We start from the raw sequence: 19,505 nt of genomic DNA, 5'->3' as shown, positions 1-19,505 counted from the left end.
CGCGGTCAGCGCTTCCCGCGCATCGTGGCGCCGTTCAGACTGGCGCCGCTGCTCAAGCTCGCCCCACTGCTCAAACTTGCCCCGCTGCTGAGACTCGCGCCGCTGCTCAGGCTTGCGCCGCTGCTGAGTTCGGCGCCCCGTGCCGCCGGTTCCAGAAGAATCTGCCACAAGGGGCCGCTCGAGAGGTCGAAGCGCATCGAGAAATCACTCTTGTCATATTCCCAGTAACGCAGATCGTTGGCGCCGCCCTGCCATTGCGGGCTGCTGAACTCCCACACACGCGCCATGACACCGGATGTTTCGAGGTCGGAACCCCCGTCCTGCGGCCCTTTGCGGATCGCAAGTCCGGGTCCGTGAACCAGAAAGATCGCGGGGGTATTCAGGTCGTAATAGTCGCCCTGATAGGAAAACGAATAGATCCGAGCGAGAGCCGGCGTCTCGGAAGCCTCCAGCTGATTTTGCAGGAACTTGTTGCCGCCGTTCGCCCTGTAGGGACCGAAGGCAAGTGCCTGGTCCAAGGCTTTGGCGACGACACCGGACGCCGCCAGTCCCTCGGCAACGGCGCTGGCGGCGGCCTCGTAGACTTTGAAGGCCGCGAAGATCTGGTCGGCCTGCGTCAGCGTTCGGGCATGGTCGAGGATCTTGTCCCGTACCGTCTCGGCGGAAGCATCGGTATGGTCGGCGAGCCAGGCGCTGCCAGCCTCAGCCGTTGCGGCGGCCGCCTTTTGTGTCGCCTCTCCCAGGCGCATGAGATGCAATTCGGAGACGAGCCTGCCAAAAAGCTTCAGCTGACCCGCGGATAACAATGTCTCAGCCATAAACACCCCCTTTGAAATTCCGGTGCATGTCGCAGCGGCAATTGGAAAATCGCGGCCGTAGCCCTTGGGTCGGGCGATCCCGACGGCCAAAGTCCGGAATAAGCGTGCGAACCGACTGGCTGTGGCTGTCCGGTCCGGGCGGTGCGCGCCTTGGCCCGCTTGCCACCCGTCCAACGCCACGCCAGTCGAAGCTTTCCAGCATGGCATGGCGATATCGGCCACGGCTGATCGCGGCTTCGACGCCGAGCAGCGTCTCGGCCACCTTGGCATAGCTGAAGAAGCCGGGCGACAAGCGCTTCCACGTTTCGGCCAGGGCGAAGCCAAGGTAATCGCGTGCGGCCAAGAGCGCGCCCCGAAAGGCCTCGGGCGCCTGGCGATAGGCATCGTCAAAAGCAGGTTGGATCGCCGCCACAATGTCCGGCCTTCTGGCGACGAGCCGGGTGAGGTCGGCGATGCGGCGGGGGATGATGCCGCGATCGACGAGATGCTCCTGGAAGATATCGATGAAAATGTCGAAGAACGCACCCGTCAGGGGCTGTGACAACGCATGTTCATCGGTCCAGCCTTTAGCGAAATCCTCCATTGTCAGCGTGTTGCTGGCCAAGCGGATCTGGTCCGAGGCCGACAGCTCGGCGAAGCGATTGAGTTCGTTGAACGTATAGAGATTCCCGTGCGTGGTTTCGAGCAATTGGTCGACATGCAGATCGAAATGCAGCGCGGCGACGAGAGCCGAAAGATCCGCCGCCGATTCGTGAAAGCCGAAATATTCGCCCCGCTCGGTGAGCGGCGTCGGCACGCCGATGAGCGAGTAGATCACGAGGTGCCCCGTTTCATGGGCGATCACGTCGAAGTTCAGGGAATAGGGCAGCAGCCCCCCATCCTCCGTGTGATAGGCGCCGACCTCCATGTAGCCGTAGCCCGCGTGGGCATTGTTCAGGCCCGGCAGGATGCTGATTTCGAGGCGGGGAAAGGCCTCGGCGAAGTGCCAGTCGATCGGCTGCCCGGCATAGCTCTGCCAGATATCCATGACGAAACGCACGCTTCCGAACACATGCGCCTCTTCGAAACCCGGCTCGCCGAAGATGAGGTGATCGAAATGACCGGTTCGGTCCGGAGCGACCGGTGGCGCGATCTCGCCGCGCCAGGGCGGGAGTTCGAGCTGGGGCGCACCCCTCGACGTGTTCACGGAACCGTAGGGCTGTTGCTTCCCGAGGGGCCGAAGCAGGTACATGCGACCGTCGCTCGGCCCGGCCCCGATCGAACCTGGGCCGCTGGAGACGCGAATCGTTTCTGGCGGTCGACCTGGATGAAGCGACGGGGGCTTCGGAAACAGCCGGAACTTAATGCCATCCCGCCGGGCATCCGGCCCCATCGCTATCCTCCCAGGACCTTGCTCGGCAGCACGCATCCGATCACCCGTCGATCGCGGGTGTGCTGAGTGTCAGATACAAATGTTCGAGGCGCAAGGCGCGGTCGAGATGCGCCGCATCGGCGAAGCCCGAGCGCTCCAGGATCGTGCCGAGGTCGAGGTCGCCCGGCTGCCCCAGGCGGTGTCTGCAAAACCAATCCCGCAGCGCCAGGCGCATCGAGGGCGCCAGTTCCTCCGAGGGCAAATGCTCCGCAAGGTGCGCCTGTTTCCGTTGCGCCCGTGCCGCGAAGCGTTCGTAGTCGCCCCTGAATCGCAACTCGTCCAGCAGGTAGCGGGACAGAACCGGGATCGCGGAGGCGCGAAATCGGTCCTGGCGCGCCAAGCGGGCCGCGAGATCGTCAAAGGCGTGCGGCGTGACGTCGTTCCGCGCGAGCCAGGTTTGGAAGGCTGCCTGATTGTACAAATGCAAGGAGGCACGCAGATCATCGGCGGCCTCCACCGAATTGAGGCCGCGATCTTCCGCGCCCGTAGGTTCCTGGACAAGATCGATTGCGTAGCGAAGGAGGGATTCGTCCCGAAGGTCTCGAAACAGATCGGGCATCTCCAGGCGGAGTTCGTCCACGATCGCCTCGGCGTTCTGATCGTCCGATGCCGCATCGACCGTCGCAATCCGGGCCGTCAAATCAGCCCAGAAGGTGGTTCTCTCGAAGTGGAACGAGGGAGAGGTCGTCGCTCCCTGAGGAGAAGTGTCGCGCATCGCGGTCAGCATCGCCAACGCGTCACGGCGCTTGAGGTCCACCCTTCCGGTTTCCACCCAAGCTTGGATGCGGGACAGGTCGGCCCGATCCGGGCGGGTTTCACCATTCAGGATGTTCGACCAGGTCCGCTCCGGAAAATGCAGGGACTTCGCGAAACGCTCGATCGCGAGGCGCGATGATGGCGCGAGTATGCCCTCGGATTGGGCCTGCGACAGCGTCTCCCTGATGTTGACCATAGGCTCGGACAGACAGGGATAACCGATCTCCGCAGGCCCATAGATGACCGCGACATCGTCGTCGTCTTCGAGAGCACCGTCGCGATAGGCCTCAAAAATCCGGCCGACGCCGCGCATGCCGAACCCGTGTAACTCGGCTGCCCGCAAGGCCCCCATGCTGGCGCTGCCGAAGACGGCGACGCCCTCCGACAGGGCCCAGAGAATTTCCTTGTGCCAAACCGCCGGAGCCCCGCCAAAAACGCCGTCGATCAGCCCGATCGCCTGCGGTCTGTACCGCCGGACGGCGCCGATCACGTCCCCCTGGGCCACTGGCGGCAGACAGACGGCATCGAGATGCCGCGCGACCTCGCTTGCCGGCAACGTCGGTCCCACAAAGACGCAGGCGGCTGTCATGACGAACTCGTCTGCAGTCGATGACGGCGCCCCGGGACATAGCTTCCCCGGTGATGATCGGACCCTTCGAGAAAAGGAACAATGACCCGCACGACCGAGAGGTCAAAGTCAGGCCGCGAAAGATCGACGACGACCACCTCGCGGAGCCCTGCCCCCCTGAGCCGATCCAGCAGCCATCGAACTTCGGCCTCGAAAGTCTCAAAGATTTCGTCGGCCTCGCCGGCGATTGAGCGCTGGCCGGGTCCGGCCTCCATCATCCGGGCGACGCTTTGGTGCCGATGGCGAATGGTCGCGGACGCATAGTCATCGGGATTGAGATCTTCGCGCGATCCGGCGATGTAGGTCATGCGCACCTGGGCGGCTTCCGTCAGGGCCCGCAGCAAGGCCACATGCCTGTTGGAATGGCATCCGGCCCCGCTTCCGATGTGGCCGCTCCGGTCCGACGCATCCTTGATCAGGCACTGAAAAGCCGGAACACCGACGTCCGTGGTCATGTTCCAGACGGCGACATCGAGGCCGGCCTGCGCGAACCGGTCGAGGACCTCCAGGCAGAGCGAATCGGTCACGGCGGCGAGATCGACGCGCATCGCCTTCTGTCGATCGGCCGCGCTCGCCCGCCAAAGCGCCGTCGCATCGCGCTCGATGATCTCACAGAGGCCGTGGCTGACGGCTTCCCAGAACGTATTGCCGGACGCGAGGCCGTTGGTGTCGGTTGAGAACACGTCTGTCGTGAAAGGCCCGTCGACGGTAAAATTCGCGTGAACAAGGTCGAACGGCACCCACGTTGCCGCCTCGGACATCCAATCGGTGCCCTCCGCCCAGAGAAGGGGCGCATGTGCGGACAACGCGAGGTCGGTGCGCCGAGGCAACCCCTCCGTGTCGACCAGGTGGAACCGTGCGCGAAGGTCTACGGTGCTCCCGAACATGAGCGGGAGCACCGCGTTCTCGGCATGCCATGTTTCTATGGCTTCCATGATCCCGGAGGCTTTCGCGGCAGCGAGATCGATGCCTTTGCCGTGGAAGACAGCGCTCGACCGGGCATTGGGGCGAAAGACCGCGACGACCGGCAGGCCGACCCGATCGAGACCCGTGAGATTGGCGACCCGCGTGATGCCGAAAGCCGGCAACAGCGGCTTCAGGCGTGCGAGCGTGTCGTTCGGCGAGCACGCCCGATGGGTGCCACGTTGATAGGTCTTCTGGACGGCATCGCGGCCGAAAGGCAGCGTTGAGGGAGCCGACGCGGCCTTCACTGTCGGCCGACCGTGGAAGGCTTGGAAAAGATCCCCGTCAAACCCTCTCTCCGAATAGCGCTGGCCTGAGCGGACGTTGCTTGGAAGGTTGCTATATCGGCATAGTTCGACATCGCCGACAACGCGGCTTCTACAAATGAGGGGCGTGTGTCATGCTGGGTGGCTGATGGCACCATTTGCCGCGCCGAATGGGACTTCCGCCCAATGTTCCGCAAGAGCTTGCGTGAGGCCGATATTCCATGATCGAGGCTGAGAAATCGGCCCTCCTGATGCGCCATGAATTCTTCCGTGACATGCCGCCGCCGGTGATCGCGCGTTTCGTTGCTCATGCCCGTGTGCTGACCTTCGTCAAAGCAGAGCGTATCTTCTCGATGGGCGACGAGGGGTTCGGTCTGCTGGCCATGATCTCGGGCCTTGTGCGTATTTCTGTGCCATCCGCGAGTGACACCGAACTCACCCTCAATATCATCGGCGAGAACGAAGTCTTCGGCGAGCTTGCGCTTCTCGACGGACTGCCCCGTAGCGCGGATGCGACCGCTCTGTCGGATTGCAGGCTGCTGCTGCTGGAGCGCCGCGATTTCATGTCGACCCTGATGGCGGAACCCTCGGCGGCTTTGACCCTTCTCAAGGTCCTCAGCGGCCGGCTGCGACGGACGAGCCATCGGCTCGCGGAGGCAAGCTTCGGCCCCATGTCGGGGCGGCTGGCGCAAGCGCTGTTGTCGGTGGGCAAGATGGCCGACGCCCCGGCCGGTCAGCAGCCCAGCATCAGGATGTCTCAACGCGAGATCGGCAACCTCGTCGGCCTCTCGCGAGAATCGACAAATCGGTATCTCAGGACTTGGCAACGTGCCGGCCTGGTGGATCTGCACCCGGGAGGTTTGTCGATCCTGGATTGGCATGCACTCGAAAAGCTCGCGGCCGAGTAAGCCCACCGGAGCATACAGCTGTTCCCGCGAAGTCTGAGCAAGGCCCCCCGGCATGGCTTCGGGGCTCATTCGCCGATCAGGCACGACGGCGTCCTGCCGCGCGCAGACTCACGTTCGTCGCTGCGGGGGAACAATCCGCGAGGGAAAAACCACAGCTGAGGAGCAGCCGCAGCAATTCAGCCTGCCGGCGCGTCCCGGTCTTCTCGAACACATGTTTGAGATGCGTGCGGGCGGTGTTGGGCGTGATGCCGAGGCGACGGGCGCACGCGCCGAGACCATCGCCATGGGCCATTTCATAGGCCAGCCTTGCTTCCGCGGGGGTAAGGCCGAAAAAGCTGCCGATCACGCAAGGTGAGGGGATCTGGGCGCGGTTGAGTTCATGCGCGACCACGAGAACCGATCCGGCGTCTGGCTCGTCCGTGGGCATGTTCTGCGCCGTGACGACGGTGAGGACGAGGCCTCCTCGTCCACAGGTAGCGTTCGTTCGAAAATGACCGGCGGCGGTCGCTTCGCGACCCTGGCTCGAGATCAACTCTTGAAGAACATGAGTCTCTTGGATGGTTCTGGCGCAGAGCAAGCCGTTGCGAATGACCAAGCTCCCTTCCGCCAGAATCGCGCGCGCGGCTCGATTGATATGCCGGACGCGAGACAGCCGGTCCGTGAGAATTAGGGCATCGCTCAACACATCCAGGGCTTGGGACAGGATCGCAGACCCGCAGTCAGGATTGGCGACAGAACCTCGGGTCTCCGGTGCAGTTCCGCGTCCCTGCACCGAAACGCCGGAGGGCTGAAATTCAAGCGCGCAGATCGACATGCCATGTCCCCCCGAACAGGCGGTTCAACACTGAAAGGATGCTGAGGCGCCGAGCCTTCAGGCATCGTGACAGGAGAGCCGCGAGCGTTCGGAGTGTGGCACATGGAGCACGACCGCATCTGTGAGCCTCCTCACAGGTCGCACGGATCTCGCGAGTCGCCGAGGTGATCAAAATTGTATGATCCCCTTGCGTCATTGCGCCAAACGGTCGCAAAGTTCGAATCATGTGCGTTCCGGCAAGGTGAGACGGGGATGCGGGGACCGCCTCTGAGATGATCGGGCACCTGTTTGATGTTCGAGCGGGCCTCGCCTCCCTGCTCACACGGCTGCGAAGGTTGAGCCCCATCAGGAAGGTGACTGCGATCGGCTTCGGGGTCATCGTCCTTCTTGTTCTGCTCACGACACTCCTGGCCGCCCGTCGTTACAACGCCGAGTTGACGGACGCTGCACGGGAGCTTCGGACGCTCGATCTTCTTCTGGCGGAAGAAACAAGTCGCTCATTTCAAAATGTCGATCTTGTCCTCGGGAGCATCGCGGACGAAATCCAGAATGACGGGATCACGACGCCGGAGGGCTTCAACAAGCGTGAATCAACGTTCACGGTCCATGAAGCCTTGCAAACGCGGGCCGCCGGCATCCCCCAGCTCGACGCCATCACGATCATCGATACCGAAGGGAAACTGATTAACTTTTCTCGGTACTGGCCGGTGCCGGACGTTCAGCTGAATGATCGCGACTATTTCAAATATCTCCGCGATCATCCGCTCGAACCGACCTATCTCAGTGAACCCGTCATCAACCGCGGCAGTGGTACACCGACCCTCTATTTGGCGCGACGCCTCAATGGACCCGATGGCACGCTCATAGGCCTCGTCCTCGGCGCCATTCAAATCAGCTACTTCGAACACCTCTATACTTCTCTGCATCTTGATCCGGGCAATCTGATCGCACTTTGGCGAAGGGACGGGGTTCTGATGGCACGCTTCCCTCCGGCGAAGCTTGGCCAGAGGCAGCCGCCGGCGGAGATCACGCCTGCGGTTCCCACGTGGCATGGTGTTCCAGACGTGTCGGAAAAGCTCTGGACTATCGACAACGGCGTTCCTGAGGCACGGATTGCCGCATCCCAGCCGGTCAATGGTTTCCCATTGCGGATCAACATCGCCCGCTCGAAATCCCTGATCCTGAGCGATTGGCGACGTGAGGTCCTCGTGACGTTCGGCTTCGTGCTGATCGCCATTCTGTGCATTGGGGCACTGATCTGGGCCATCGTGAGACGCTTTCACGCCTATGAGGAAGTCGCCACTGCAGCCGCGGAGCGCGAGCGCGCCATCCTGGCTCGGCAGAACGCCGAGGCGGCTCTGCGCCAGTCGCAGAAGATGGAAGCCGTCGGCCAGCTTACGGGCGGCGTTGCGCATGATTTCAATAACATGCTCACCGTGATCCAGTCATCGGTCGAATTGATGAGGCGGGACGACATCAGCGAGCAGCGCCGCCGACGCTATGTGGATGCCATCGCGGACGCGGCGGAACGCGCTGCCAAACTGACCGCCCAGCTACTCGCCTTCTCGCGACGCCAAGCTCTGCAACCCGAGATCTTCGATGTCGCCGAAAACGTATCTTGCATCAGCCAAATGTTGGATCGGCTCACCGGCCCCCACATTCATTTTGAAACGCAAATCCTCAACGAACCTTGCCTTGTGAATGCGGATCCGAACCAATTCGACACGGCGATCGTGAACATGGCCGTGAATGCCCGGGATGCGATGTCGGACGGTGGGCGTTTAACGATCACCGTGAAAACGAGTGACCACGTTCTGGATATCCGAGCGAAATCCCGCCGCGAGGGCGCATTCGTATCTGTTTCGGTCAGTGACACCGGCGGCGGGATCGCGCCCGAAATGCTCGACCGCGTGTTCGAGCCTTTCTTCACCACGAAGAAGGTTGGCCAGGGCACCGGCTTGGGTCTGTCTCAGGTGATTGGCTTTGCCCAGCAATCGGGAGGCGAGGTTTCAGCCGTCAGCACGCTTGGCCAAGGTTCGACGTTCACACTCCACTTGCCTCAGGCTGCGGATGATCGAAAGATCGTGCGGGAAGCGAGGGACCTGGAGGCCGTTCCCGACGGTCGCGGCGTTCGTGTCCTTGTCGTCGACGACGACCCGCAGGTCGGTCGTTTGGCCACGCATATGCTGAAGGAACTCAAATATTTCACGACCCTCGTCGGCAACGCCGAAGAAGCTCTCGCGCTCCTCGATGAGGATCCTGACGGATTCAAGGTCGTCTTCTCGGATGTGGTCATGCCAGGGATGGACGGCCTGGCCCTGACGCGCGCGATCCGTGAACGCTTCCCCGGCCTCCCTGTGCTTCTGACGACCGGCTTCAGTGCGGCGCTCGCGGACCCATCGGCCGGGGATTTCCCCGTTCTGCAAAAACCCTATGCGATCAAGGATCTCGCGCGCGCTCTGCACCGGGTCATCATGGCGGAAACACCGCGGCCCCCTCCAGCTCCCTCGAATGAAACCGCCAATCGTCAACGTGTCGCCTGAGAAGAGTGATCGACATGTCAAAACATCAGGGTGCCGACGATGTCGTCTTCTTGCGGCAAGCCTTCGCGGTCGCACGGCGAGCGCGCGATCGGGGAGACCATCCGTTCGGGTGCCTCCTGGTGAACCAGGATGGCATCGTGCTGATGGAGCAGGAAAACGGCTATCGTGCCGAGGACCGGGACATGACCGCGCATGCCGAGCGCCTGCTGGCCACCCGCGCGTCGAAAGAATGGCGCCCCGCCGAACTCGCCGGCTGCACGCTCTACACCTCCGCCGAGCCCTGTGCGATGTGCGCGGGTGCGATCTATTGGGCCGGCATCGGCCGGGTGGTCTTCGGGCAATCGGAGCGGGACCTCAAGGCGCAGACAGGCGACCATGACGAAAACCCCACGCTTGACCTGCCGTGCCGCGATGTCTTCGCGACGGGGCAGCGTCAGGTTCAAGTGGTGGGTCCTCTGCTTGCCGAAGAAGCGGCAGCACTTCAGGCCGATTTCTGGACGGGGCCTTCGAAAGCCTGAGAGCGATCCCGAGCGCCGACGGATTGATCTCTTCGTCAGGTCACAACGCTGTTCAGATTGTATTTCATGATCGCACCATGGCGTCCGGTGCGGTCGCGTTCGAGCGTATAGGTGTCGCCAGCCGGTCCCCGGCGATGCCTGAGCACATGGTCGAGCTCCGCACGATCGGCCTGCGTGAGGCGCAGCGCCCCGATCCGCGCGTTTGCGGACACGTGAGCGTCGTTGCGGCCACCGACGATGACGGCGGCAACGCCCGGCCGGTCGAGAACGGCACGGCTCGCAATGGTGGCAATATCGGTGCCGTGCCGGTCCGCGATCCTGCGGCAGGCCTGGAGCAGCTCTTGGAACAGAGCCCAGCCTCCGAACTCGTCGATGATCAGCTTGTATTTCGTCAACGAGCGGTTTTCGAGCGCATCCACCGGTTCCGGCGCTCCGAGCCACCGATCCCCCAGGAAGCCGCCCGCGACCGTGCCGTAGCAAAGCAGCGCAACATCGTGGCGCTGGCAGAGCGCCCCGAGCCCGTTCTCAGGCCGCGTGTCGAGCAGTGAATACTGGGTCTGCATGGAGACCAGCGGCACGCCGCCGTCGAGAATGGCCCGGGTGTGTGGCGTGTCGAAGTTCGTCGCGCCGACGAAACGCAGCTTGCCGGCTTGGCGCAACTCGTCGAGCGCCAGCATGGCCTCGACCACGCCCGGTACCGCATAGTCCCACCAGTGGAACTGGACGATGTCGAGGCAATCGACCCGCAGCCGCCGCAGGGATTCGTCCACGATGGCCGCGAGGTCTCCTCGGGTCAGCGTCGGCAGTTTGTCGAGATCCGGGACCAGCTTGGTGTGTACCCGCAGCCGCCGAGCTGCTTCCGCACCGCGCTGATCGGTCAGAAGTTCTCGGAAGGCGCCGAGCAAGTCCTCGACGCCCGTGTAGATGTCGGCACAATCGAAGGTAAAAACCCCGGAGTCGAACGCCCTGAGCAGCGCCGTGAGGGCGGCATCGCGGTCGACCGCGCCATGGCCACCCGCGAGCTGCCAATTGCCCCGGATGACGCGGCTGATCCTGTAGTCGGGACGGAGGTCTGTCGTTTCGGTCATGGCTGCTCGGTGTCGGAAGAGAGCGGGACCGCAGTCGTCTCGGCGTGACGAAAGCGGCGCGTCCCGGTGCGGATGATGCGCAGGCGGCTGCCGCAATTGGGGTCCGGGCAGGCGATCTCGGCGTCGGTGGTCATCCAATCGTTGCTGTGCGTCGGCCGCTGCTTGGCCGCAAGAAGCGGCAGCACGGCTGCCAGCGAGTAGATCGAGATCCCCTGCCCGGGCGGCAGCGTCAGCATCTCGCCGCGCAATTCGAAATGGTCGCCCGCCTTGGCCCCGCAGTAGATCGGCACACCCTCGGGCACGATCATCTCGACCCGGAGATCGAAGAGTTCGAAACCGTCCTGGCTCACGTCTTGCATTCGCGTTGGTCCTTGCCTGGCCGGCAAGATCGCATAAGGTCCGCGCGTCACGCGAAGGTCAAGATCATGCCCCCGTCACCGGACGACACCACGTCCGTATACAAGCCGCAACGAGTGTCGGACTCCGTCCTCGAAGTCCGGGAAGTCACGAAGCGATTCGGAGGCAATGTGGCGGTCGACGCTCTCTCGCTGAGCGTTTCGCGCGGGGTCGTGGCGGGGCTGATCGGCCCGAACGGAGCCGGCAAGTCGACCCTGTTCGACCTGCTGGCCGGTGTCCAAACACCGACGAAGGGCCGGATCATGCTCGACGCGCTTTCGATCGAACGCACGCCGGCCTATCGACGGGCACGGCTCGGGCTCGGCCGCACCTTTCAGGTCGCGCGGCCCTTTCCGGCTCTCAGCGTCGTCGAGAATGTCATGCTGGGGCGGCACGATCAGTCGGGCGAGGCGATCCTGCCGAATTGGTTCACACCCCGGAAGGTCCACCGTCAGGAACGCGAGACCCTTGGCAAGGCCATGGACCTCTTGCGCTTCGTCTCCCTTGATCGACTGGCGACCCAGCCGGCGCGCGTCCTGTCGGGCGGACAACGCAAGCTCCTCGAAATCGCGCGCGTCATGATGGGCGACCCCCGCGTGCTGCTGCTCGACGAGCCCGCGGCCGGCGTCAATCCGAGCCTGCTCGACATCATCATGGACCGCATCGCGACCATCAACGCCCGGGGCGTCACGGTCTTCCTCATCGAGCACAACATGGACTTGGTGACCCGCCTCTGCAGCCATGTCTTCGTCATGGCGCAAGGCCGACTGCTCTGCGAGGGCGCACCGGACACGATCGCACGCGACCCCCGGGTCATCGAAGCCTATCTTGGATCGGCTGCGGCATGAGCCTACCCGCTCCGGCCACAGCGCTGCTCGTCGCGGAAGCCGTGACGGCCGGCTACGACCCGGATCTGCCGATCGTGCGCGGCGCGTCGCTGCGGGTGGCGCCCGGGGAGATCCTGGCCGTGCTCGGACCGAATGGGGCCGGCAAATCGACCTTCATCAAGGCGCTGGCGGGCATCGTGCCGATCGGCAGCGGACACGTGCTGCTCGGCGACCACGACATCACCCATGTGGCCCCTCACCTGCGGCCCCGGATGGGCCTCGCCTTCGTGCCGCAGACCGAAAATGTCTTCGGCACCCTGTCGGTGACCGACAACCTCAAGATCGCCGGGGATGCACTTGCCGATCGGACAGTGGCGGCCAGCCGGATGGCCGAGATGTTCGACGCCTTCCCCGACCTCGCGCATGCCCGTGCGCTGCAGGCCGGCCGCCTCTCCGGCGGACAACGGCAGATGCTGGCCGTCGCTCGGGCCCTGATCGGCCGGCCGCGTGTGCTGATGCTCGACGAACCGTCCGCCGGCCTGTCGCCGAAGCTCGTCAGCGAGGTCTTCCGACGCCTCGACCGCATCCGCGAGTCAGGCGTCGCCATCGTGCTCGTCGAACAGAATGTCCGCGCCGCCCTGGCGCTGGCCGACCGTGCCCTGGTGCTGGTCGAGGGCCTCAATCGCCACGAAGGCCTGGCTCGCAGCATGGCGGACGATCCCGTGGTGGCCGAACTCTATCTGGGAATCCACCGGCGCGCCGCGGAGGCGTTGGTTTGAGCCTGCAGTTCCTGGTCGACGGGACCGTGGCGGGTGCCACGATCGGGCTCGGGGCCATCGGCGTCACCCTCACCTATTCCATTCTGCGGTTCGCGAATTTCGCGCATGGCGAATTCATCGCCTGGGGTGCCTACGCGACACTCGCCGCCAGTGCCGCCATGGGTCTCTTGGTCGGCCACGCCACCCCGCCGCTCGGCCCGTTTTCGTTCACCTGGCTGACCCTATGCGCGGCCGTCATCGCCATGGGCTTCACGGGCGGGCTTGCACTGGGGCTCGACTGGCTGCTGTTCCGGCGGTTGCGTGACAAAGGCGAGAGCATCATCGCCATCATGGCGAGCTTCGGCGCCTCGATGGCCTTACGCAGCCTGCTCGAAGCGCTGTTCACCGCGCAGCCGACCTATTTCACCCGGGCCTTGCAGATCGCCAGGCCGCTCGGCTTCGGCTTGCGCGCGACGCCGAACCAGATGGTGCTGGTGGTTCTCGCGGGCCTGCTGATGATCGGCGTCCACCTCTTCATGACCCGAACGGCCACGGGCCGCGGGATGCGGGCCGTGAGTGAGAATCCCACGCTCGCGCGCGTGGCCGGCATCGATGTGACGCGCGTCATCCGGATCACCTGGATGATCGGTGGGGCGCTGGCCTGCGCGTCCGGCGTCGTTGTGGGACTGCTCGTGCAGGTGCGGCCCTTCATGGGCTTCGACCTCCTCCTGCCACTCTTTGCGGCCGCCATCCTGGGCGGCATCGGCTCGGTGCCGGGTGCCGTGGTGGGTGGTTTCACGGTGGGGCTCGCCGAGGCCGCGGCCGTGGCCTTCGTGGGCGCGCAATGGCGAGGCGCGGTGGCTTTCGCGGTGCTGATCGCGGTGCTGCTCGTCAAACCGGCCGGCCTGTTCGGACGGCGCGCCTGATGCTTGACCTTCTCGGTTACGCGGCCTTCTTCGGCACCACGGCGCTGACCTATGCGATCATGTGCCTGGGTCTCAACGTTCAATGGGGGCAGACGGGCCTCTTCAATGTCGGGATCGCCGGCTTCGCGGCGATCGGCGCCTATACGTCGGCCATCCTGACGACACCGCCCACGCAGGCCCATCTCGGCGGCTTCGCCCTGCCGATCGTCGCCGGCCTGATCGGAGCAGCCGCCGCGGCGGGGCTTGCGTCGCTGCTGGTGGGTGCCCTGACACTCCGTCTCCGGTCGGATTATCTCGCCATCACCACCTTCGGTGTCGCGGTCGTGGTGCAACTCACCTGCCTGAACGTCCAGGGAGTGACGGGCGGGCCGTTCGGCATCGGCTTCATTCCCCGGCCGTTCGGGGGTTTCGCCGACAGACCTGGCGCGTTTGCGGCCCTGCAGTTTCTCGGCATGGTCGTTTTGACCGTCGCGCTCTTCCTGGCGCTCGAACGGCTGGCGCAGAGCCCATGGGGTCGGGTGCTGCGCGCCATCCGCGAGGATGAAACGGCGGCGGCAGCGCTCGGAAAGAATGCCACGGCCTACCGGCTCCAGGCCTTCGCGCTCGGCGGCGCCGTCATCGGCCTCGGTGGTGCCCTGCAGGCGCATGCGATCGGCTTCATCGCGCCCGACAATTACCTGCCGGCCCTGACGTTCCAGATCTGGACCATGCTGATCATCGGCGGCTCGGGCAACAATGCCGGGGCGATCATCGGCGCCGTCCTGATCTGGGGGCTTTGGAGCGGCTCGGGCGCCGCCCTCACGGCCATCTTCCCGCCGGAACTCCAGGCTCGGGCCGCGTCACTCCAAGTCGTGGCGATCGGTATCATCCTCTGCGCCATCCTGGTTCTCCGCCCCCGTGGATTGTTCGGCGAGCGGACAGCGGTGTCGCGTCATGTCGACGGTCTCGAGACCAACCCTTCGACCGCTTTGGCTGAACAGGATAGCGCTCCGCGCGCCCTCTGATTCGATCCGTGCCATTCTTTGGATTTTTGACACGGAACTGAAATGCGGCTCAGGCATAGTCATGTTGAAAGACCTGACTGCCGTTGCCCCTTCAAGGGCAACGGCTTTTTTCTGACTTGCGAACCTCCCACCCGGACCCGTACCTCTCCCGCGGTGCGGACGGATCGAATCATGCCGGAATGGCGAGCGCAGCGGAATGAACGGGCGCGGTTGCAACTGGAGCGGGCCCGACCGGACGTATTCCCCGCGCCGGTGCTGGTTCATTCCCTGACACAGTCTTGGACGCCGGCCCTGCCGCGTCTTGCCGTGGAGAGCTACTGGCGTGCTCATCCTCTCCGGGCCGACCGGCTGGCACGGGGACTTGCGGCGCGGAGCGGGGCGCCGGAGGGATGGTCGTGGCGATTATCCAGAGACGAAGAGACACGACCGACCAGTTTCAGGCTACCGCCCGCCCCCTATCGGGAGGCGCGATGGGATCGGGGACCGGGCTTCTGTTGCCTCTGCGGACAGATGGTGTTCCGCTTCGGTTGGCACCGCGACCTGTGGCAGGCCGGGGCGCCGAACACCCGTGCCCGCTGGCATGCCGCGTGCGTCATGGCCTGGAAACTATGGAATGCCCCGGGAGAACATCTACGCCTCCTGAGCCGCCTTCAAAGGCGTCGTTGCGCGGTTACCGGGAAACGGCTTTTGCGGAGCGCGGAGGCCGACCATCGGGTACCGCTGTTCAGCGTGTGGCGTGATCAGCGGGATCGGCCATGGCCGGAGTTGCTGACTTTTTGGGGGTTTCCGAACCTGCAGGCCATCAACGAATCCGCGCATCGGGCCAAGACCGTGCTGGAAGCGAAGAGCCGTGCCGTGGAGAGAAGTTCATCGGCCGCCTCATCCCGCGCCGGGCGCCGCGGAGACCCGGAACCGGAGCCTCGGCGAGCAGGAGCGTGGCTCCCCGGTTCAGGGTTCGCCGACACCGCCCCGGAATGACGAGAGATGTCAAAGGCGGCAAGTGTCAGCGTCATCAGACCTCGTTTTCAAGTCCCGAATGGCTCAGGACCTCGTCCTCGGCATCGTGTCCGTCCGGCTCGGACGGCTCCTCGATAGCCTGGTCACGCAGGGCCTCGATGACCACGCGGTCACTTTCCTGCACGAGCGTCACCCGTGCGCCGGTCGAGCGGGCCACGAGATGCGTGAAATAGGGTTGGATCGCATGGGCGTCGACGTTGCCGGCCTCCGCTTCGCCCTGCAGCAAGGTAATGACGCCATGCGCCACGCGAATGTGCGAGCCCGTCGCCTCGACCCGAGCCATCATCGCCTCGCCCTCGCCGCCCGTCATCACCTTGATGACCCCGCCGCGCGGGATGGACGCGATGGCGATCAGACACATATTGAGCACGAGCTTGACCTGGTTCTTCGGCATCAGAACGCGAGGTGCATCCCAGTTCAGCTTGACCTTCTCGTCCGGCAATAGGCCGCGCGTCACCTTCTCGGCATCGCCCGTGTCGATCGATGCCCCCGCCGACCCGGCCGCCCCAAAGGCAAGCCGGCAGAACTGCAGCTTCGCCGACGCAGTCGAGGCGCTCTTCTTGATAAGCTCCACCGCCATGGCGCGCGTTTCGGGATCCTTCTCCTCGTCCAGGATCTCCAGCCCATTGATGATGGCGCCCACAGGACTGATCACGTCATGGCACACCCGCGAACAAAGCAAAGCCGCAAGGTCGAGAGCGTCGAGGGAAATGTTCATGCCGGATCCAATTGCCTAGGCCGGCAGCCGATCTTGAGCCCTCGGCTGTCGGCGAGTTCATCGCGGTTACCGAATCACGGGGTTTGCCGCGCCGCTTAGATTTGATATCGCATGGCGGGTTCGTTGGGAACCGGACCGCGCGCGGACGGAAGAACCCGGCATTGACGGAAGGGACAGCGACGCCGCAGGTTGCGCGTCGCATCGATGGCCATGGCACAGACCCAACTGACATACGAGCTGCCCGCGAGCCTCGAATCCTGGCGCAGCGACTATAATGCCCTCGCGGCCGGCTTCGCACGGATCGCCGTTGCGGCCGGTGTGGTCGTCATGCGGGTCTATGCGTCGGGCGCCAAGATGCGGCTCAAAGCCGATTCGAGTCCGGTGTGCGAAGCGGACGAACTCGCCGAAGCCTTGATCCTCGAGGAATTGCGACGCTTCGTTCCAGGCATCCCGATCCTGGCCGAGGAGGCTGCGGCCCGTGGGGATAAACCCACGCTGGACGGACGCTTTCTGCTCGTCGATCCCGTCGATGGAACGAAAGAATTCCTGGGCCGCAACGGCGAGTTCACGGTCAATATCGCGCTCGTCGAAAATGGGGTGGCACGGGTCGGCGCCGTCTATGCGCCGGCCTTGAACAAACTCTGGTTTGCGGGCGACAACGCCTTCGCGTGCGCGATTGAACCTGGCGGCGATCTCGACCTCGTGCCGGCGCCGACGGAACTGCGGACACGTGCGGCACCCGCGGGAGGCCTCGTGGTGATGGCGAGCCGCTCCCATGCCGATCCGCAGACCGAGGAGTTCCTGGCAACACTGCAGATTGCCGAGCGGCGGACAGCGGGCTCATCGCTGAAATTCTGCGCGCTGGCCGAAGGGCAAGCCGACGTCTATCCCCGGTTCGGGCCGACCATGGAGTGGGACACGGCGGCGGGCGATGCTGTCCTGCGCTCGGCCGGTGGCGTCGTTCTGTCGGTCGAAGGCGGCGACCTTGGTTACGGCAAACGCGCGGCCGATTTTCGCAACGGTGGGTTTGTTGCATGGGGACGACGATCCGATGCGGAGCGCCTCAGCCCACACCCGGATCGACGCCCTTCATAGCCGGTTCATCACCCGCCGGGCAAAATCAAATCCCGATCTCGCGATGGTCTCCAAGAGGGTTCGCTCCATGGTTGAAGTTTCGCGCCGGCAGTTGATTTGCGGTGGCGGATCGGCCGCCACGGCCCTGCTGCTCGGCATCCTGCCAACATGGGCCGCGAATGAACGCCCACGTCCGTTCCGCATGGAAGAACTGGTGGATAACGGCCATCGTTTTTTCGGCAGCATGTCGAGGGGGCTGGCGCAAGTGGTTCAGGAGGCCGTGCGCCGATGGGGTCTGCCCAACGGCTATATCCTCGGACAGGAAGCATCCGGCGCTTTCGTGGGCGGCGTTCGCTACGGCGAGGGCGTGCTCTACACCCGCAATGCCGGTGACCAACACCTCTACTGGCAGGGACCATCGATCGGCTTCGACGCGGGGGCCGACGGCGACCGCACGATGATGCTGGTCTACAATCTCGCCGCCACGCAGGACATCTTCCGTCGTTTCGGGGGCGCCGATGGCTCGGCCTATCTGGTTGGCGGCTTCGGCTTCACGGCGCTGACCGACCAGAACGTGATCCTCGTGCCGATCCGAACGGGTGTCGGGGCTCGATTTGGTGTCAGCATCTCGTATCTCAAGTTCACGCAGCAATCGACGTGGAACCCATTCTAAGTCGTGACGCTCGAAGGCGCAGGTTGCGTCGCGCATGATCGAGGACGTACTTTTCCTTGGGCTCGGGTTCTGCATCGCCACCGTGATTTCGCTGGCCTGCGTCCCGATCCTTTGGGCGCGCGCGCTTCGGCTCACCAGAGAGCGGCTGGAAGCACTGGTTCCACTGTCGGCCCAGGAAATCGATGCCGAACGGGACGGTTTGCGAGCGAAGGCCGCCGTGATCGAACGGCGGCTGGAACAGGATCTGGAGCGGAGCCGACAGGCAGGAGCGGCCCTCTCGGTCGAACTCGGCCATCGCACCGTCAGCCTGGTCGTCGCCGAGACGTCTTCGGCGGAACTCCGGGCGGAGCGAAGCGCCCTCATCGCCGAAGTGACGGAGCTCCGTCGGGACCTGCGCGACTCTGAAGGCCAGCGGGCGGCTCTCGAAAAAGCCCTGCACGACGCGGACTGCGGGATCGAAAGCGCGGCGCTAGTCGCTCGGGAACAGGCCGCGCGTTACAATCAGGTGCTGTCCCTGTCCGAACAGCGGCGGGGATCGATCGCCGCACTCGAGACGCGTCTTGAGGGACTCGTGGCGAAACTCGAAGACCGCGATGATAAGATCGCCGTTCTCATGCTTAACCTGACGCAGGTCACAGCGACACGGGCAGCGGTCGCGAAGGCGCATGAAGCGGATCTTGCGAGGTTGGCGGATCTCAGGGAAGAATTGGCGAGGACTGAAGCGGCACTCGTGGTCGCGAGCAGACGGGCCATCGAACGCGACCGACGCTTGCGACGTCGCGCACGATCGCTGGCATCGGCCAAGTCGAAAATCGCGGAGCAAAGCATGACGATCGAGCACGCCGAACAAGCCCTGGCGGCGTTGCAGAAGCGCTTCGATCTGCTCGAAGCCGAGCTGACTCAACGCGAGGGCGCGAGCGCCGAGGATGCGAATCTCCGGGACGCGGTCGTGGCCGCCGGAGACGACGCTCTCAAGCTCCTCACACCGCCGTCCGAAGTGGCGACGACCGAGTCGGGGTCCGTTGTGAATTCCGAACTCGCCGGGGAGCAGCGGCCTTGAGGCGCTTGGGCTTTGCCATCTGCGTGTCGCTGGTCGTCGGCGGAACCGCCCTGGCTCAGGACGATGACCCGCGCGAACAAGTCATCGATCTCGCGACGATCGAGGTTGCGCACGATCTTTGCAAGTTCGATCTCTCCGAGGCGCAGGAGGACGCGATCGGCAAGCGCCGGCAGGCCCTGGTCGATGACGGCTCCGTCACGGCCGCCGATATCGCGTCCGTGCAGGATGAGATCGGCACATCGATGCGGCGCCAGATGGCCGAGGGCCTCTGCAAGCCCGACGGCCCAGAGGCAAAGCTTTATCGAAAGTTGCTCGCCATCCTGGATCCGTCATAGCCGC

19 protein-coding genes are annotated in these 19,505 nt (G+C 64.4%); 11 read left to right on the top strand and 8 right to left on the bottom strand.

Annotated features, from left to right (window positions below):
• Positions 1–5: 5 nt before the first annotated feature.
• The 4 genes from M8523_RS01955 to M8523_RS01940 form a co-directional block, all read right to left on the bottom strand.
• Positions 6–818, bottom strand: a complete 813-nt coding sequence (locus tag M8523_RS01955) for a hypothetical protein (RefSeq protein ID WP_282583130.1) — start codon at positions 816–818, stop codon at positions 6–8.
• Positions 811–2,049, bottom strand: a complete 1,239-nt coding sequence (locus tag M8523_RS01950; protein WP_282583129.1) for a gluzincin family metallopeptidase — start codon at positions 2,047–2,049, stop codon at positions 811–813. Before M8523_RS01950 ends, M8523_RS01955 begins: the two co-directional genes overlap by 8 nt.
• A gap of 181 nt (positions 2,050–2,230) precedes the next feature.
• Positions 2,231–3,574 carry a TfuA-like protein gene (locus tag M8523_RS01945; protein ID WP_282583128.1) on the bottom strand — a complete coding sequence of 448 codons (1,344 nt, stop codon included), beginning with the start codon at positions 3,572–3,574 and terminating at the stop codon, positions 2,231–2,233.
• A complete protein-coding gene (locus M8523_RS01940) occupies positions 3,571–4,824 on the bottom strand; it encodes a YcaO-like family protein (protein WP_282583127.1) in 1,254 nt (417 codons plus the stop codon). Before M8523_RS01940 ends, M8523_RS01945 begins: the two co-directional genes overlap by 4 nt.
• A 239-nt stretch (positions 4,825–5,063) precedes the next feature.
• Here M8523_RS01940 and M8523_RS01935 point away from each other — a divergent pair, with 239 nt between their 5' ends.
• Positions 5,064–5,750, top strand: a complete 687-nt coding sequence (locus M8523_RS01935) for a Crp/Fnr family transcriptional regulator (protein WP_282583126.1) — start codon at positions 5,064–5,066, stop codon at positions 5,748–5,750.
• Between the two features lie 76 nt (positions 5,751–5,826).
• On the opposite strand, the gene M8523_RS01930 is transcribed toward M8523_RS01935, so the two are convergent.
• Complete coding sequence (locus M8523_RS01930; protein WP_282583125.1) at positions 5,827–6,177, bottom strand: helix-turn-helix transcriptional regulator; 351 nt, start codon at positions 6,175–6,177, stop codon at positions 5,827–5,829.
• A gap of 722 nt (positions 6,178–6,899) precedes the next feature.
• Between M8523_RS01930 and M8523_RS01925 the strand changes: the two genes are divergently transcribed.
• Positions 6,900–9,107, top strand: a complete 2,208-nt coding sequence (locus tag M8523_RS01925; protein ID WP_282583124.1) for a hybrid sensor histidine kinase/response regulator family protein — start codon at positions 6,900–6,902, stop codon at positions 9,105–9,107.
• 14 nt (positions 9,108–9,121) lie between these two features.
• Positions 9,122–9,625, top strand: a complete 504-nt coding sequence (locus M8523_RS01920; protein WP_282583123.1) for a nucleoside deaminase — start codon at positions 9,122–9,124, stop codon at positions 9,623–9,625.
• A gap of 35 nt (positions 9,626–9,660) precedes the next feature.
• Here the strand turns inward: M8523_RS01920 and M8523_RS01915 are convergent, their stop codons facing one another.
• A complete protein-coding gene (locus M8523_RS01915) occupies positions 9,661–10,713 on the bottom strand; it encodes an aldo/keto reductase (protein WP_282583122.1) in 1,053 nt (350 codons plus the stop codon).
• Positions 10,710–11,072: a TIGR04076 family protein gene (locus M8523_RS01910; RefSeq protein WP_282583121.1), complete on the bottom strand. Its 363-nt coding sequence runs from the start codon at positions 11,070–11,072 to the stop codon at positions 10,710–10,712. The genes M8523_RS01915 and M8523_RS01910 overlap by 4 nt, the downstream gene beginning before the upstream one ends.
• Positions 11,073–11,138: 66 nt before the next feature.
• Between M8523_RS01910 and M8523_RS01905 the strand changes: the two genes are divergently transcribed.
• Genes M8523_RS01905 through M8523_RS01890 form a run of 4 tightly spaced genes read left to right on the top strand, consistent with a single transcriptional unit; the run spans position 11,139 to position 14,624 of the window.
• The gene (locus M8523_RS01905) at positions 11,139–11,957 is read left to right on the top strand and encodes an ABC transporter ATP-binding protein (protein WP_282583120.1); all 819 of its coding nucleotides are present in this window, start codon (positions 11,139–11,141) and stop codon (positions 11,955–11,957) included.
• Positions 11,954–12,715, top strand: a complete 762-nt coding sequence (locus M8523_RS01900) for an ABC transporter ATP-binding protein (RefSeq protein WP_282583119.1) — start codon at positions 11,954–11,956, stop codon at positions 12,713–12,715. The genes M8523_RS01905 and M8523_RS01900 overlap by 4 nt, the downstream gene beginning before the upstream one ends.
• Positions 12,712–13,620, top strand: coding sequence for a branched-chain amino acid ABC transporter permease (locus M8523_RS01895; protein WP_282583118.1), 909 nt, complete (start codon positions 12,712–12,714; stop codon positions 13,618–13,620). The genes M8523_RS01900 and M8523_RS01895 overlap by 4 nt, the downstream gene beginning before the upstream one ends.
• Positions 13,620–14,624, top strand: coding sequence for a branched-chain amino acid ABC transporter permease (locus M8523_RS01890; protein WP_282583117.1), 1,005 nt, complete (start codon positions 13,620–13,622; stop codon positions 14,622–14,624). The genes M8523_RS01895 and M8523_RS01890 overlap by 1 nt, the downstream gene beginning before the upstream one ends.
• 1,012 nt (positions 14,625–15,636) lie before the next feature.
• On the opposite strand, the gene chpT is transcribed toward M8523_RS01890, so the two are convergent.
• Entirely contained in the window at positions 15,637–16,359 is a 723-nt protein-coding gene (gene chpT, locus M8523_RS01880; protein WP_282583115.1) for a histidine phosphotransferase ChpT, read from the bottom strand.
• A 210-nt stretch (positions 16,360–16,569) separates the two neighbouring features.
• On the opposite strand from chpT, the gene cysQ reads away from it, so the two are divergent.
• The 4 genes from cysQ (at position 16,570) to M8523_RS01860 (ending at position 19,501) form a co-directional block, all read left to right on the top strand.
• The gene (gene cysQ / locus M8523_RS01875) at positions 16,570–17,454 is read left to right on the top strand and encodes a 3'(2'),5'-bisphosphate nucleotidase CysQ (RefSeq protein ID WP_282583114.1); all 885 of its coding nucleotides are present in this window, start codon (positions 16,570–16,572) and stop codon (positions 17,452–17,454) included.
• Between the two features lie 67 nt (positions 17,455–17,521).
• A complete protein-coding gene (locus M8523_RS01870; protein WP_282583113.1) occupies positions 17,522–18,106 on the top strand; it encodes a DUF1134 domain-containing protein in 585 nt (194 codons plus the stop codon).
• Positions 18,107–18,140: 34 nt separating this feature from the next.
• On the top strand, positions 18,141–19,166 hold the full coding sequence (locus tag M8523_RS01865; RefSeq protein ID WP_282583112.1) for a coiled-coil domain-containing protein: 1,026 nt from the start codon (positions 18,141–18,143) through the stop codon (positions 19,164–19,166).
• On the top strand, positions 19,163–19,501 hold the full coding sequence (locus M8523_RS01860) for a hypothetical protein (protein WP_282583111.1): 339 nt from the start codon (positions 19,163–19,165) through the stop codon (positions 19,499–19,501). The genes M8523_RS01865 and M8523_RS01860 overlap by 4 nt, the downstream gene beginning before the upstream one ends.
• The last annotated feature ends 4 nt before the right edge of the window (positions 19,502–19,505 follow it).

It is taken from the genome of Lichenifustis flavocetrariae (assembly GCF_026130545.1).
GTDB classification, from domain to species: Bacteria; Pseudomonadota; Alphaproteobacteria; order Rhizobiales; family Beijerinckiaceae; genus Lichenihabitans; species Lichenihabitans flavocetrariae.
This window is presented reverse-complemented; position numbering and strand designations above follow the sequence as displayed.